This window comes from Alteromonas sp. V450 (assembly GCF_001885075.1).
In the GTDB taxonomy this organism is placed as follows: Bacteria; Pseudomonadota; Gammaproteobacteria; order Enterobacterales; family Alteromonadaceae; genus Alteromonas.
In genome coordinates, this window is sequence record NZ_MODU01000004.1 from 3,344,744 (window position 1) to 3,360,792 (window position 16,049).

The 16,049-nt window shown below is 44.2% G+C and carries 16 protein-coding genes; 2 read left to right on the forward strand and 14 right to left on the reverse strand.

Annotated elements, in window-relative coordinates; all coding sequences use genetic code 11:
* Window positions 1–54: 54 nt before the first annotated feature.
* From BK026_RS14685 to rpmH, 14 genes are all read right to left on the reverse strand, one after another.
* Window positions 55–441: an ATP synthase subunit I gene (locus tag BK026_RS14685; protein WP_083575175.1), complete on the reverse strand. Its 387-nt coding sequence runs from the start codon at window positions 439–441 to the stop codon at window positions 55–57.
* 206 nt (window positions 442–647) lie between these two features.
* A complete protein-coding gene (locus BK026_RS14690; protein WP_015000147.1) occupies window positions 648–1,526 on the reverse strand; it encodes a ParB/RepB/Spo0J family partition protein in 879 nt (292 codons plus the stop codon).
* A gap of 45 nt (window positions 1,527–1,571) precedes the next feature.
* A complete protein-coding gene (locus BK026_RS14695) occupies window positions 1,572–2,366 on the reverse strand; it encodes a ParA family protein (protein WP_071816520.1) in 795 nt (264 codons plus the stop codon).
* A 35-nt stretch (window positions 2,367–2,401) separates the two neighbouring features.
* The gene (gene rsmG, locus BK026_RS14700; protein WP_071816521.1) at window positions 2,402–3,037 is read right to left on the reverse strand and encodes a 16S rRNA (guanine(527)-N(7))-methyltransferase RsmG; all 636 of its coding nucleotides are present in this window, start codon (window positions 3,035–3,037) and stop codon (window positions 2,402–2,404) included.
* A gap of 333 nt (window positions 3,038–3,370) precedes the next feature.
* Window positions 3,371–5,272: a tRNA uridine-5-carboxymethylaminomethyl(34) synthesis enzyme MnmG gene (gene mnmG, locus BK026_RS14705; RefSeq protein WP_071816522.1), complete on the reverse strand. Its 1,902-nt coding sequence runs from the start codon at window positions 5,270–5,272 to the stop codon at window positions 3,371–3,373.
* A gap of 896 nt (window positions 5,273–6,168) precedes the next feature.
* A complete protein-coding gene (locus tag BK026_RS14710) occupies window positions 6,169–6,996 on the reverse strand; it encodes an ATP-binding protein (RefSeq protein ID WP_071816523.1) in 828 nt (275 codons plus the stop codon).
* 6 nt (window positions 6,997–7,002) lie between these two features.
* Window positions 7,003–7,671, reverse strand: coding sequence for a DnaT-like ssDNA-binding domain-containing protein (locus BK026_RS14715; protein ID WP_071816524.1), 669 nt, complete (start codon window positions 7,669–7,671; stop codon window positions 7,003–7,005).
* A gap of 27 nt (window positions 7,672–7,698) precedes the next feature.
* Window positions 7,699–8,136: an FMN-binding protein MioC gene (gene mioC / locus BK026_RS14720; RefSeq protein ID WP_071816525.1), complete on the reverse strand. Its 438-nt coding sequence runs from the start codon at window positions 8,134–8,136 to the stop codon at window positions 7,699–7,701.
* A gap of 97 nt (window positions 8,137–8,233) precedes the next feature.
* Window positions 8,234–9,622 (reverse strand): tRNA uridine-5-carboxymethylaminomethyl(34) synthesis GTPase MnmE, encoded by a 1,389-nt coding sequence (gene mnmE, locus BK026_RS14725; RefSeq protein WP_071816526.1) that lies wholly within the window; start codon window positions 9,620–9,622, stop codon window positions 8,234–8,236.
* Between the two features lie 2 nt (window positions 9,623–9,624).
* Complete coding sequence (locus BK026_RS14730; RefSeq protein WP_039228889.1) at window positions 9,625–10,107, reverse strand: YajQ family cyclic di-GMP-binding protein; 483 nt, start codon at window positions 10,105–10,107, stop codon at window positions 9,625–9,627.
* Between the two features lie 64 nt (window positions 10,108–10,171).
* Entirely contained in the window at window positions 10,172–11,830 is a 1,659-nt protein-coding gene (gene yidC, locus BK026_RS14735; RefSeq protein ID WP_071816527.1) for a membrane protein insertase YidC, read from the reverse strand.
* A 10-nt stretch (window positions 11,831–11,840) separates the two neighbouring features.
* A complete protein-coding gene (gene yidD, locus BK026_RS14740) occupies window positions 11,841–12,089 on the reverse strand; it encodes a membrane protein insertion efficiency factor YidD (protein WP_083575176.1) in 249 nt (82 codons plus the stop codon).
* Complete coding sequence (rnpA, locus tag BK026_RS14745) at window positions 12,074–12,433, reverse strand: ribonuclease P protein component (RefSeq protein WP_071817692.1); 360 nt, start codon at window positions 12,431–12,433, stop codon at window positions 12,074–12,076. Before rnpA ends, yidD begins: the two co-directional genes overlap by 16 nt.
* 15 nt (window positions 12,434–12,448) lie before the next feature.
* Window positions 12,449–12,583, reverse strand: coding sequence for a 50S ribosomal protein L34 (rpmH, locus tag BK026_RS14750; RefSeq protein WP_014290886.1), 135 nt, complete (start codon window positions 12,581–12,583; stop codon window positions 12,449–12,451).
* Between the two features lie 622 nt (window positions 12,584–13,205).
* Here rpmH and dnaA point away from each other — a divergent pair.
* A complete protein-coding gene (gene dnaA, locus BK026_RS14755; protein ID WP_071816529.1) occupies window positions 13,206–14,861 on the forward strand; it encodes a chromosomal replication initiator protein DnaA in 1,656 nt (551 codons plus the stop codon).
* A gap of 32 nt (window positions 14,862–14,893) precedes the next feature.
* Complete coding sequence (gene dnaN / locus BK026_RS14760) at window positions 14,894–15,994, forward strand: DNA polymerase III subunit beta (RefSeq protein ID WP_071816530.1); 1,101 nt, start codon at window positions 14,894–14,896, stop codon at window positions 15,992–15,994.
* Window positions 15,995–16,049: the final 55 nt, after the last annotated feature.

Sequence of the window (16,049 nt, forward strand, 5' to 3'; positions counted from 1 at the left end):
TGTCTCAATCGGTTGATTACGTTATTTTCGTTATCGCAACGCCTTGCGTTGTCTTTATTCTTTCGTACCGTAGTGAAACATGGCTAGCCCGTGGCTAGCGGTTGTAATCACAAATGCCATGAAAATTTCTAATGGCGAGGCATTTAAGCCCTTAAAAGCAATTACAAATAAAATGATTGTCAGTGCCAGCTTCAATTTTGAACCTTGGCTAAAGCTTCGTGCAACAAGCTCGTTTTTACTGGCACCTGCGTAACGAAACGCGAAAGCCGTAAAAACGCTATTGGGCAGAATACTGATTAGAGCACCTGCCGCTGCCGACATGGCAGAATGACTGCCCGCTGCAGCGAAAGCGATTACAGTAACGACTAGAGCAGTAATAACCTGAAAAAGTAGCCCTTTTTTAGCGAGGTCTACACCTCGTTTTGCTAGCCTATTCGTCACTTTTTCTCGCAGCTTGTTCACGTCTTACAAAAAGCGTCAGAAGTATACTGTTTTACCGATAATTTTCAACAGTACAACGCATTTTGAAAGTTATTATGAAAATATTCTATTGCTATAACCGGAAAGGAGAGTGTCCGATGTTTGCTACGGACGACGCATCAATTGCGGGTAGGCAAAGAAATTATCTCTATTATTATTATTTCAACCTATTGAATTTTAGAGATAATTCCGTCTAATTGTTCAAGGTCACTAAAGCTAATCGTCAGCTTGCCTTTACCTTTCGCATTATGGTCAATGCTCACAGGAGTACCCAAATTTTCTGAAAGTCGTGTCATAAGGTTTTGCACATCGGGATCAACTTTCTTCTCAGGCTTAGGTTTAGCTGGCTCCAAAAGCTTTTTAACAAGCTTTTCTGTATCACGCACGGTAAGACCTTTGCCCGATACTACTTGCGCAGTTTCCGACTGGGTTTCACCTTCTAGCGCTAACAGTGCTCTGGCATGGCCCATTTCAATGTCGCCATGCTCGACTAACAACTTCACATCGTCGTTCAAATTGTTCAGGCGAAGTAAATTTGTCACCGTGGTGCGTGATTTGCCCACCGCTTCCGCCACTTCTTGATGAGTAAGCGCGAACTCGTTCATTAAACGGTCGAGAGCTTGCGCCTCTTCCATAGCATTTAAATCTTCACGCTGGATATTTTCGATGAGCGCAATGGCCACTGCCGCTTCATCGGGCACGTTTTTAACCAAGCAAGGCACTTCATCTAGCTGTGCCAACTGTGAAGCACGCCAGCGACGTTCACCGGCAATGATTTCATAGCGATGCTCATCAACTTTTCTTACCACAATAGGCTGAATAATACCTTGTGCACGAATGGATGACGCTAATTCTTCTAATGCTTCAGGCGACATATCTTTACGAGGCTGATACTTGCCCGGCACTAAGTATTCAATAGGGAGTTTGCTTAACTCACCGTTGGTTGAATTTACCTCGGCGGCATCTTGTTCTTTTTGAGCAGATGATTGGCTGGTTGCGAGTAGCGCATCTAAACCGCGGCCAAGGCCTCTTTTACGTGCTGACATAGTGTCCTCTATGGCATGTGCTGATAGTCTTCAGCTTATTGTCGTTTAACTTGCTTTTGCCTGCGCAGGCGTTATTTTGTCCCTACGACGCAGTATTTCACCCGCCAGTGCCAAGTAGGCTTTAGCGCCTGTCGATGACTTATCATAGTACATCGCTGGCGTACCGAAGCTTGGCGCTTCAGCTAGACGAACATTGCGCGGAATAACCGTGCGATAAACCTGTTCACCAAAATGGCGCTTCAACTGTTCTGAAACGTCGTTAGCAAGGCGATTGCGCGGGTCGTACATAGTACGCAATACGCCTTCAATCTTCAATTCTGGATTCACTACGGATGCCAATTTTTGAATGGTATCCATAAGCGCTGTAAGACCTTCTAGCGCGTAGTATTCGCACTGCATAGGCACCATTACCGAATCAGCAGCTGCTAAGGCGTTGACGGTTAACTGGTTGAGTGAAGGCGGGCAGTCGATAAATACAAAATCGTAGTAATCCATAACGGGCTTCAGCGCGTTGCGAAGCCTTACTTCACGGGCAAACATTTCCATCAGCTTAATTTCTGCCGCGGTTACGTCACCGTTCGCCGCGATGAGGTCATACTTGCCACTTGTCGCTTTAACGATAACGTCGTTAATTGGCTTTTCTTCAATCAACAATTCAAATGCCGTGGACTCAACATCGTATTTATCGACGCCGCTTCCCATGGTCGCATTACCTTGTGGATCAAGATCAATCAGCAACACTTTGCGTTTAGTTGCTGCCATTGACGCTGCCACGTTAACTGCGGTGGTTGTCTTTCCAACACCACCTTTTTGATTCGCGATTGCGATTACCTTAGCCACGTTAGATCCTGTTCTCGTCTATTTCTATTTTTTGGCTATTTCTTTTTTAGCCAAACCAGATGTCGTTCGCCTACCAAATTTGGCACAGTGAGGTTTTCCGTTTTGCTCACATGAAAGTGATCACTCACTTCGTCTATCTCATCTTGTGGAAACTGACCTTTAAGCGCCAAAAACTGACCTTCTGAATCTACCAGATGCTGACACCAGTGCAACATATCTTTTAGCGATGCGAACGCTCGGCTTAACACAATATCGTATGGCGTATCGCCATTGTGCTCCTCAACGCGGCTTTGTACAGGGGTTACGTTAGTTAATCCAAGGGTATGCACACATTGGGTCATAAATCGTACACGCTTGCCTAAAGAGTCAAGCAGTGTAAAAGATTTATCCGGAAATGTGATAGCTAATGGCATACCAGGAAGGCCAGGGCCCGTACCAACATCAATGATATTGTCACCATCAAGAAAGGGCACAATGGCCAGCGAGTCTAGAATGTGTTTCACCATCATTTGTTTAGGGTCGCGCACAGAAGTCAGGTTATACGCCTTATTCCATTTGTCCATAAGCAGCACATAATCAACTAACTGCTGCTGTTGCTTATCAGTTAAGTCTAGTGAAAGGGCATCGAGTCCAGACACCAAAATGGTGTGCAATTCTTGCTGTATCGTCATCGAAAAATCTGTCTGTTCGCGTTAATGTTTTTGCTTTACACAATCCTCACCATAAACACACGCAGCAAATCGTTATTTGCCGCTCATTTACAGCCGTTTCTTAATGCAGTTCTTCATGCTAGATAAAAATGCGCTTGAAGAAAGCACCTGAATTAATCAACGCAGCAATTTACCAACGCTGCGCAACGAATGTAATTTGGTGTAATAGGACGGTGTGAAAAGCGCCGAGTTTTTCTAGTTTTCGCACAATTTAGGCAATTATGATTATCATAATACGCGAATAAATAAGAAAAACTAAGCGCTGCGCGTAATGTGTTGAGTTAAGCGCGTGTTTTACGCACTAATTTTCTCTTGCTTGCGCAACATGCCGTGTTTTTTAAGGTAAACCAGCAGTAATGAAATGGCCGCCGGGGTAATGCCCGAAATACGCGATGCTTTACCGATAGTTTCCGGTCTGGCTTCAGTTAACTTGGCTACAACCTCGTTCGACAAGCCAGAAATTTTGCTGAAATCCATATCAACCGGCAACAATGTGTTTTCGTGTCGCTGCGTTTTCGCGATCTCATCCATTTGTCGGGCAATGTAGCCAGCGTACTTAATTTGAATTTCCACTTGCTCCGCGGCGATCGGATCTTCAAGACCTGGGCCAACACTTTCAATTTCCATTAACTGGCTGTAGGTCATTTCAGGTCGGCGGATCAGCTCTTCAAGAGAATGTTCACGACTCACCGGATTTTTAAGCATGGTATTGAGTTCTGGCGTTGCCGCGTGATCAGGGTGGATCCACTGACCGCGTAAACGCTGTAGTTCACTTTCTACCGCTTCCATCTTGTCGTTAAACTTCGCCCAGCGCGCATCATCAACAAGACCAATCTCTCGGCCCATTGCAGTTAGACGGCTATCGGCATTGTCTTCGCGAAGCAGAAGTCTGTATTCAGCACGGCTAGTGAACATGCGGTACGGTTCTTTCGTACCCATGGTGGCTAAGTCGTCGATAAGCACGCCCATGTATGCCTGATCACGGCGTAAAATCATCGGGTCTTTTTCTTGAACTTGTAGCGCTGCGTTTGCGCCTGCTACTAACCCTTGCGCACCCGCTTCTTCATAGCCAGTGGTACCGTTAATTTGGCCAGCAAAGAACAAACCTCGAATAAACTTGGTTTCCAGCGTTTGTTTCAGATCGCGTGGATCAAAGAAATCATATTCAATCGCATAACCCGGGCGAACAATGTGCGCATTTTCAAAACCTTTGATCGAGCGGACAAGGTTCATCTGTACGTCAAATGGTAAACTGGTTGAAATACCATTTGGATAAACTTCAATGCTGTTTAAACCCTCTGGCTCAACAAAAATTTGGTGCGATGTCTTGTCTGCAAAACGGGTGATCTTATCTTCGATACTTGGGCAATAGCGCGGTCCAATACCTTCGATAACACCGGTAAACATAGGTGAGCGATCTAACCCACCGCGAATGATGTCGTGGGTTTTTTCGTTAGTGTGGGTGATATAACACGGGATCTGTGTCGGGTGCATACTTCTATCACCCATGAACGAGAATACCGGCGTAGGATTGTCACCAGGCTGAGGCTGCATTACAGAAAAATCTAACGATCGTGCATCAAGTCTTGCCGGTGTCCCGGTCTTTAAACGGTCAACACGAAACGGAAGGGCACGTAGTCTATCTGCAAGTGCGATAGACGGTGGATCGCCCGCACGACCGCCACGATAATTTTCAAGGCCAATGTGTATGGTGCCGCCAAGGAAAGTTCCTACTGTCAGAACTACTGACTTGGCTTTAAACTTTAAGCCCATTTGCGTAACAACGCCGCACACTTGATCGTTTTCAACAATCAGATCATCAACGCTTTGTTGAAACAAGGTTAGGTTTTCTTGATTTTCAACAATGTCGCGAATGGCATTTTTGTAAAGCGTACGGTCTGCTTGCGCACGCGTTGCACGCACCGCCGGGCCTTTAGAAGAGTTTAAAGTTCTAAACTGAATACCGCCTTTGTCGATAGCCAGTGCCATTGCACCACCTAACGCATCAATTTCTTTTACAAGGTGACCTTTACCGATCCCGCCAATTGCAGGGTTACACGACATTTGGCCTATCGTTTCAATATTGTGAGTAAGTAAAAGCGTATTTGCACCCATGCGCGCAGCTGCAAGTGCCGCTTCTGTTCCTGCATGTCCACCACCTACAACGATGACATCAAATGCTTCAGCATAAAACATGGTTAAACCTCACTATTAACTTACGATAAGCCGATTAAAAACTAATTTTTCTCACGCAGAGACTGCTGAAAAAAGGGCGCGTATTTTATCTGACTTATTGGATAAAGAAAATGATTAAATTTTCCTCAAAACCTGTTTTTGAAAAGGTGTGATCGGATTATAAGATCTAAAGATCTCTTTTAGATCTGTTTATTTTTACTTTTATTAGGATCATCAAGATCTGTGGGTAACCGATCAAAGCACATAAAGATCATCAAGTTACGCGATCAATAACATTGGGAAACCCCGATCCATAACCCTATCTCAAACTTGTGTATAAATGGCCTTTTTATCCACACCCCGAATCGTTTGAAAAGTTATTCTTTTTTCGATCAAAGCTTATGCACAGTGGTTTGTAGGATCCTATCCACAGGGGTGATCAAGATGTGATCCAACTGGGGATAAAATGTTTGCTATTTATGTATCGTGATCAAAAGATCGTGTAGTTACGTGCGTTATAGCGTGATCACATTGTGGAGGAGATCTTTTCCAAAAGCTGTGATTAGATCGTTTGATCGCAATTTTCAACACTATTAAAAAACTTCACTTTTTATGTGCAACAAAACTTTTTTTTTCAAATTCCCTCATTTTTTTAAACCGAGAAAATAGCGACTGAACAAAATACCGTCATTTTTGCCACTAAGAAGTGAGGCTGTAAAAAGAGTTTAAGGCGTAAATGAGAGTGTGCGTTGAGAGTATCAATGCATTGAACCAGTATCGTTTTAGCATAAAACGCGAGAGCAGCAAACGTATTAATCTACCGACTTGTAGTACAACGAGCGAGGATAGTGGGGATTAAGGAACGGAAACCTAGTAGAGAAAGAGCAATATAACAGGACAGAGGGAACCAGGTGCTATTAGCGCACCTGGTTGGGTTGATAGCGCGGCTGTGCAACAGAGCCCTGCATGTCTTCTTGTTCAATGGTTAAGCCTTCGCGGCGGCTTGGGCCTTGAAACCTAACCTTATAGGTGTCGTACTCTTTAATCGACTCAAAACAATAGGGACCAAGGGCATTTTCGAGTTCGGCTAAATTGTGATTGGTGATCAAAATACAGTTTTTCTTGTTTACTAAGCGTTGTCTTAGCAGGTTACCGAACCAGCTCTGGGCATTCTTCTTTAACACGCTTTCGTTTACACATACTTCATCGAGAATGAGTAGATCAACATCTAGCAATTCCTGATGGATCTCTCTGAAGCGCTGTCCAGCATTGTCTGAAGCGCCAAAATCAAACGAGAAATTGCGCATTTCAAGCAGTGTAGACAGTTGACGATAAAGCACTGAAATTTCGTATTGCTCTATAAGCTGATGGGCTATAGCACCGGCAATATGTGATTTACCGCGCCCGTAATCACCGTAAAACAGCATCATATGCGAGCCGCTTTGACGCCACGCAGGATCGTCATGGGCCGCAATGAAAGACTGAGCAATAGATACGGCTTCAATCACATCGTCACTGTCTTCAACTAAGTTGGCGAAGGTCCATTTAGGATTGAGATCAGAACGGCCATGAATGGCCTCTACACGGGCTTTTTTACTGCGCTGCTGTAGTTGTGATACTTCTTCGTTCGCTTTCGCCTCGTACTGCTTGCGCAGCGTTTTATAGTCGATGTACTCACCATTCGGATCGACGTCTTTGTTGAGCGCTCTCGCTAAATTAGCAATTTTGTCGGTTATACGATCCATAACGAATTAACTCTTCTTAGTTGCGGCATACTTTTCCACCAGCTTTCTCGCATTATCATCTGCTTCTATGCCGGCTGCAACTTTCACTTGTTGCGTTCCCACCACCTTTGTTGGGGCGTAGCCTGAAGCGAGACGCTTGCGCTTGATATTGTTGGCAAATTTTTGTGTCCATTGAAACTCACTAAACACTGAACTTGGCCGTCCCAACCAATAGGCAATGAATTCTCCTACCTCATTGTCATCAAACGTTTTATCGATAATACCAAGTAGCGAAGCCATTTCTTCAAACAATGCCTTATTGGGCGTCCAGTTAGGGGTCATGGCGCTATGACGGGCGTGCAGTTGTTCGAAGTCTGACTGTGGCTCGCTTAGAAGCGGAAGAAGTAGGGTTTTCCCGTTTATAGTGTGCTCAAGATCAAGTTCAAGAGGCAGAGCAACCAAACCTACTTGTTCAAGCTGCTTCACCAAGCTATTGATTTGACGACCGCGCTGATAAGGTTCGTCTTTGCTGTCGCCGTTTAGCAAGTTCAATAATTGTTTATAATCAATAGGCGCTGACGATGTTGTTGCTGAATTCGCACCTGTTCGAAGCCCAAGTAAATAAAGCACCCGGCAATCGTTAGATAGGGGAGATTGCAATGCCGCCAGTTCAGCTTGGGTAAGGTTGCTGTTCATCGCATTGGTTCCACGTGAAAGCACTGGTTAAGCATTGGCCAACTTTTCGTCAAACCATTCCACGGCTGCATCTTCAGGAATAGGGTGTTCAAGAACATCAATGTATAGCGCATCGGTAATTAACGTGCCACCTGCGTTTTTAATATGCTTTTCCATTTCTTTTGCGCCGAAGCAAAAGGTGTCGTAACTGGTGTCACCTAGCCCAATAACATAGGCCTTTACGGCGCTTAAATCTGCGCGCTCTAGCTGTTTTGCGAACGGCTGGATGTTGTCAGGTAATTCGCCTGCACCATGGGTAGACGTACACACTATCCACGTTGACTCTGTTTTTATCTCGTCTAGGTTAGGTTCAGCGTGAATAGTGTGGGTGTGCCCGCTCGCATCAAGTTTTTCCGCAATGGCATCTGCCACGTATTCTGCGGCGCCTAACATGGTGCCAACGATGATTTCAAAATGCTTGCTCATTATTGGGTTGCTTCTCTATTTACGATTGTCGTCTTAACGTAAGTGCGGCTTATTTGTTGCGTTATTCACCATCTTACTTGTAACTTTATTGGTTGCGCTATTTGCCGATACAGAACGATGAAAAAATCTTACCAAGTAGATCGTCTGACGTGAATTCACCGGTTATCTCACATAGTGCCTGATGCGCCAAGCGCAATTCTTCAGCGAGTAATTCACCTGCCATGGCGTCATGCAGCTGTTGTTCGCCGGTGCTTACATAACTGTAGGCTTGGTCGAGTGCGTCTATGTGTCTTCTGCGCGCGATAAATTGACCTTCCGTTGTAGTGTCAAAGCCCATGGTTTTTGCCAGATGTGCTTTTAGCGTGTCGACGCCACTACCTTCTTTGGCTGATAGATTAATGACTGAGATATCACCTTGCTCGGTGGCAACCGTGCTTTGTCCAATATCTAAGGTACTAAGGTCGGCCTTGTTACGAACTACGGTAACGGGGATGCCTTGTGGCAATCGGGCCATAAATTCTGGCCATATTTCATAAGGGTCGATAACAGCGGTTGCGGTAGAGTCCACAACAAATAACACGTGGTCAGCTTCATTGATAGCTTGCCACGCGCGCTCAATACCAATTTGTTCTACTTTATCTGGGCTTTCTCGAAGCCCTGCTGTGTCGATAATGTGCACCGGCATACCATCAATGTGTATATGCTCTTTAAGCACGTCTCGCGTGGTACCAGCGATATCAGTAACAATGGCGCTATCTCGTCCTGCTAGGGCGTTTAATAAGCTCGATTTACCGGCGTTAGGTCTCCCCGCAATCACCACCTGCATACCTTCGCGCAACAAGGTGCCTTGTTTAGCCTGTTCGCGTACTTTGGTTAAGCTTTGCATGATTGCGCTTAAGTCACCTGATACTTTCCCATCAGATAAGAAATCAATTTCTTCTTCAGGAAAATCGATGGCCGCTTCTACGTACATACGCAGGTGCACGATTTGGTCAGATAGCGTTTGAATTTGTGTAGAAAACTCACCCTGTAGCGAGCGCAACGCACTTTTGGCTGCCTGTTTAGAACTAGCGTCAATTAAGTCGGCAATCGCCTCTGCTTGAGCAAGGTCTAACTTATCATTTAAAAAGGCTTGTTCACTGAATTCACCAGGATTGGCAAGCCGAGCATGGCCTGTTGCAAGCACGGCATCAATCAGCATGTCCATGACAACTTGACCGCCATGGCCCTGCAGTTCAAGTACATCTTCACCGGTAAATGAGTTAGGCCCTTTAAAAAACAGTGCTATGCCCTGGTCTATTACGCTGTTGTTGGCATCAACAAACGGCGTATAGGTCGCAAGACGTGGTGTTAGTGCGCTTGGTACTAACGCCTCTGCGATGGCTTTAGCCTTAGGACCTGAAACACGTACAATACCTACGCCGCCACGACCGGGCGCAGTCGCTTGTGCGGTAATAGTGTCGGTAGAAAGGGTGAGTGATTCCATAATTAGTCGCGGAAGTTCTTAAATTGGAAAGGTTGGCCTAAGTTCGACTCTTTAACCAGCGAAATCACTTGCTGCAAATCATCACGCTTTTTACCTGTTACGCGAAGTTCTTCGCCTTGAATAGCCGTTTGCACTTTGATTTTGGCGTCTTTCACCAGCTTCACAATCTTCTTCGCCATCGGCTGCTCAATACCTTCTTTAAAGGTAATAGTTTGACGGTAAGTTTTACCGTGGGCATCGTAGGGTTTAACATCCATAGATGAAGTGTCGACGTTACGTTTAGACATCGCCGTTCGAAACATGCTTTCCATTTGCTGAAGTTGGAATTCAGCTTCAGCTTTCATGACCACGGTTTTATCTTTGTACTCAAAGCTCGCGTCAATACCGCGAAAGTCGAAACGCGTTGATAGCTCACGGCTTGCGTTTTCAGTGGCGTTGCGTACTTCTTCCATGTTGATTTCAGAAACAATATCAAATGATGGCACAGGTTATTCCTCTTAAGACAAAACAGCCCGCGTAGGCGGGCTGTATAATTCATTGATCAGCGTGTTATTTACTGCTGATGCCCCGCTTCTCCATTGAAGCATAAATCATTTTGGCTTGAACCAAGGTAATCACGTTACTTACTAGCCAGTATAGTACCAGACCTGCAGGGAACCACAGGAAGAATACACTCATTGCTACCGGCATCCATTGCATGATTTTCTGCTGCATTGGATCAGTAATGGTGGTTGGCTGAAGTTTTTGCAATAGGTACATACTAGCGCCAGTTAGAATTGGCAGCACAAAGTATGGGTCTTTTGTAGACAGGTCAGTGATCCAAAGCACAAAGTCTGCGTGGCGTAATTCAACACTTTCCATTAGCACCCAATAAAGCGCGAGGAAGATTGGCATTTGCAGAAGAAGAGGTAAGCAACCACCCATTGGGTTTACCTTCTCTTTGCGGTAAAGCTCCATCATAGCCTGAGACATTTTTTGCCTGTCATCGCCAAAACGGTCTTTTAGCTGCTGCATCTTAGGTGCTAAGTTGCGCATACGTGCCATTGACTCGTATTGCTTCTTAGTTAGCCAGTACATTGCGCCTTTCACTACAATAGTAATTAGGATAATTGCTACACCCCAGTTATTAACCAGGCTATGAAGGAATGTAAGAAGGGCGAACAGCGGCTGTGAAATCCAGAAAAGAATACCGTAATCAACGGTTAGGTCTAATCCGCGCGCAATCTTCGCTAGGCTTTCTTGATCTTTAGGACCCATATAAAGGGTAGACGCAAGGGTTTTGGTTTCACCAGGCGCTACGCTTTCAGACGGAGACAATACACCAATTACCGCATACTGATTTTTCAGGTTACGAGAATAAAGCGTGTTAGTTTGCTCTTGTGAAGGTACCCATGCTGATACAAAGTAATGTTCAAGCATGCCAACCCAACCCGCTTTTGTGGTTTCGCGAAGGTTGTCATCTTCAATCTCGTCAAACGAGTATTTCTGGTAGCGGTCATCTTCTGTTGAATATGCAGCACCACGGTACGTTGGCATAAACATGTTGCTGTCGTCTTCAAACTCCATCACTTGTTTAAGCTGTGCATACGGCTGAACCGTTGCTGCGCTGCCGGTACCATTTTCCACGCTATAGCTCACGTTTACGTCGTACTGGCCTTTTGTGAAAGTGAAAGTTTTAGTAATCGACAAGCCTTGGTTGTTTTTCCACGTAAGAGGAATAACAAGAGTGTCGCCAGTCATTTCATAAAATTCGCTTTGCGCATTATACACCGGGCGGCCACTGCTGCTGGCATCTGGACCTTGAGCGCCGATAAGGCCACTTTGCGCCACATAAAGACCGTTGCCAGAGCGAAGTAGGCTATACGGGATGTCAGAACCTTGTTCTACTGGAAACTTAAGTAAGTCTGCTGATACTACATCGCCGCCTAGCAAATCTATGCGTAAATCTAGCGTATCGGTTTTTACTTCAATAATGCGATTTGAGCTTTGCGCTGCTGCAATAGGTTGTGCAGCAGGAACGCTATCACTACTTGGTACATCTTCGCTGCCATTCTCACTAAATGACGGTACGCCTTGTGATGACTCTTGCGTTTGTTGTTGCTCAACAGGTACAACTGGCTGTGGCCCATAATCTTTTTGCCATGATTGCCAAAGCAAAAAGCTAACTAGCGCAAGGCCAATTATCAGAAAACTACGTTGCGATTCCATAGAGGTCTCTTTATTTTGAGTGTTTATCTTGTTGTTTTTCCGGCACTGGATCATATCCGCCGGCATGCAAAGGGTGGCATTTTAATATGCGTTTAATAGATAACCAACCGCCTTTTACTAATCCGTGCGTTTTTAATGCGTCTATAGCATACCAAGAACAAGAAGGATGGAAACGACATCGTTGCCCTAACATAGGGGAAATGAACCATTGATAAAATTTTATCATGGCCAAAGGCACTACAATTAAGAGTTGCCGCAACGCTTGTTTAATTTTTTCCATAGCTTGTCCAATGTAGTGAAAACTTCTTGGTTGCTAAGGTTGTCAGCGCCAGACTTGCCAATAACGATAATATCGACATTGGGTAAGTTGTGCTGTTTATGCCTAAAACTTTCTCTGACTAATCGCTTCAAACGATTTCTATCGTGAGCTTTACGGATACGTTTTTTCGCAAGCGTAATGCCTAAACGAGGAGTTGAAAGTGTATTTTTTCTGGCTAGAACGGTAAAAGAGGGAGATACAGCTGGAGTTGCGTTATCAAACACATAGGTAAAGTGGGAGGGAGTTAACAGACGTAACTCCCTAGAAAAATTATTCTCGCCCACTTTGGCGTCTTTCAATTAAGCTGAAAGACGAGCGCGGCCTTTTGCACGGCGAGCTGCTAGTACTTTACGACCATTTTTAGTCGCCATACGAGCACGAAAACCGTGAGAACGCTTGCGCTTTAGATTGCTCGGTTGAAATGTTCTTTTCATGACCAAAGTCTCACTTATATTTAGTTAAACATAGGCGTTTTTGGTAACACATTATGCTGTTGCCAGAACAATGTGGTGTTTTCACCAGAAAAGCCCATCGAAAAAGGACGCTGAATTCTAGAGATCTCGGGGCGTGCTGTCAATGCATATTCTCGTTTTTCGGATGAATAAGTGAACAATTTTTGCTTTTTCTTATCGATAGCTTAATCGATAACGTAGTCTTCGTACAAATCGTCTGTGAATAACGCGTAAAATTTGATTAGGTTATCCACAGTTTTATGTGTACAACGCAAGAAAAGGTTTAAATTGCAAGGTGATCTGACGGTTTTTTTATACGAAATTAGAACGTTTACTTCTTCCAATAGGAAGATTTGATCTAAGTATAAAGGTTAATTAATTCAAGGGTTTATGTTTTTGATCGAAAAGATCGATCGGGATCGGCATTTACATTATGTTGATAACGTAAGATAATCCACAGCGAATAAAATGAAAATTAAAATTTCTCGCGGCTACCTTACACTTCCAACGCTATTTTCCTCTAATGGCGCTTTCCAGTGCTTGTTTTTCTGTGCTTGGCTTTGATGTAGTGGTTTTTGCGAGTAACGGGAGCTAACAACGTACCATGTCCTTGTGGAACCAGTGTCTTGAAAGATTGCGTCAGGAATTACCAACGCAGCAGTTTAGTATGTGGATTAGACCGCTTGTTTGTGAAGAGCAGACAGGTGTCGTTGCGTTATATGCCCCTAATCGCTTTGTTTTAGATTGGGTAAGAGATAAATACCTCAATAATATCACTGCACTTTTAAAAGAATTTGCTGGTAATGATGCCCCTCAATTGCGTTTAGAAGTAATGAGTCGCCACAGCGTCAACCGTCCTCAAGTATCAGCGGGAAGTTCGTCGGTCTCAGTATCTAGTTCGGACAATAGCGGCGGATATAATAATAGTGCACCTTCAGCAAATGCGCCGCAGCAGAGGAATAGTGTGAATTTAGGTGCTTCGCAAACTTCTAATAGCACTGGACAAACACAACCACCTTCCTATCAGTCGCCATTGTCTCAAAGTAGTAATATGAGTAATCGCGATCAAGACAACTATCAAAGTCAGCATGGGCGAGCGGTGTCGTATAATCAGCATAGCGATCAGTACGATCATGCTCCACAAAACTACGATCGCAACAGGCTTAATTATAATGGTGATCAGGCACCGCGATCTTCGACGCCGCCAAAAGTAATACCGATCCCAGAAGCGATGAAGCATAAAAGCAATATTAATCCAACATATCAGTTTGATAATTTTGTTGAGGGTAAATCTAACCAACTAGCACGTGCTGCTGCAACTCAAGTTGCAAATAACCCAGGTGGTTCTTATAACCCGTTGTTTATTTATGGTGGAACAGGCTTAGGTAAAACTCACTTGTTGCATGCGGTGGGTAACGGGATTGTCGCTAACAATGGTGACGCTAAAATTGTATATATGCATTCAGAGCGTTTTGTTCAAGATATGGTTAAGGCATTACAAAATAATGCCATAGAAGATTTTAAGCGCTTCTATCGCAGTGTTGATGCGTTGCTTATCGATGATATTCAATTCTTTGCGAATAAAGAGCGTTCACAAGAGGAGTTCTTCCACACGTTTAATGCGCTTTTGGAAGGTAACCAACAAATCATTCTTACCTCTGATAGATACCCGAAAGAAATTGATGGGGTAGAGGACCGATTGAAATCGCGCTTTGGTTGGGGCTTAACCATAGCTATAGAACCGCCTGAGCTTGAAACTCGCGTTGCTATTTTAATGCGCAAGGCGGCAGAAAACCGGATTCATTTACCTAACGAAGTCGCGTTTTTCATTGCTAAGCGTTTGCGTTCAAATGTTCGTGAGTTAGAAGGTGCGCTTAACCGTGTAATTGCCAACGCAAATTTTACCGGGCGCCCAATCACCATCGATTTCGTTCGCGAAGCGCTTCGAGATTTGTTGGCGTTGCAAGAAAAGTTGGTAACGGTTGATAATATTCAGAAAACTGTTGCAGATTATTATAAGATAAAAGTAGCTGATATTTTGTCTAAGCGACGCAGTCGTAGTGTTGCACGTCCTCGTCAAGTGGCTATGGCCCTTGCAAAAGAGCTCACGAATCATAGCCTTCCAGAATTAGGGAACGCGTTTGGTGGGCGAGACCATACTACAGTTTTGCACGCATGTAGAAAAATAGAGCAGCTAAGAGAAGAAAGTCATGATATAAAAGAGGACTATAAGAACCTCATTAGGACTTTGTCTTCCTAACACTACGACCTTAGAGGCGAGATAGCACTGCGATGAAATTTACTATAAGCCGCGAACAATTTTTACAGCCCCTACAGTTGGTATCTGGTGCTGTAGAGCGCAGACACACACTGCCAATTCTTTCCAATGTTCTCATTAAAGTAAGTGAGGACGCACTTTGGCTTACTGGTACAGATTTAGAGGTAGAACTAATTTCTAGTGTGAAATTAGAGGGTGAATTCACGGAAGGTGAAATTACTGTTCCTGCTAAAAAACTGTTTGATATTATTCGCGGTATTTCTGAAGGAACAGATATTCATTTCTCGTTAGATGGCAGCAAGGCACTTATTCGTGCCGGTCGAGGCCGTTATACGCTTTCTACTTTATCTGCCAACGACTACCCAAATCTTGAAGATTGGGAAGGCGAAGTTGAATTTGAATTATCGTGCAGTGATCTAAAACGTCTTATCGATGCAACGAGCTTCTCAATGGCTCAACAAGACGTACGTTATTACTTAAATGGCATGTCGCTTGAAACAGAAGAGAATGTTATTCGTACTGTAGCGACTGACGGCCACCGCCTAGCGCTTTGCCGCTTAAATTACGAGACAGCATTGCCATCTCGACAGGTGATCATTCCACGTAAAGGCGTGTTAGAAATTTCTCGTCTTATTAGTGAAGACGACAAGTCTCTTAAAGTGCAAATTGGCGCAAACCATCTTCGTATTTTCTCAAACGACTTTATTTTTACTTCAAAGTTAGTTGATGGAAGATTCCCTGACTATCGCCGTGTGTTACCTCAAAATGGCGACAAGGAAATAATTGCGAGTAAAGCTGTGCTCAAAGAAGCGTTTTCACGTGCGGCTATTTTATCTAATGAAAAATTTAGAGGCGTACGATTAAACTTGTCTTCCGGTGAGCTTAAGATTACGGCTAACAACCCAGAGCAAGAAGAAGCGGAAGAAATCGTTGATGTTCAATACCAAGGCGACGATTTAGAAATAGGCTTTAACGTTGCCTATCTCATTGACGTGTTGAACGCGCTTGGATCTGATGGAGTTAAAGTGAGTTTGTCAGATTCAAACGCTAGTGCGCTTATCGAAGATGATGCCAATGATGCGGCGTTGTACGTAATCATGCCGATGCGACTGTAGTCACTACTACATTCTTTGTCTGCTACGTTTTCGTATAATATTCATTATTTTGTTA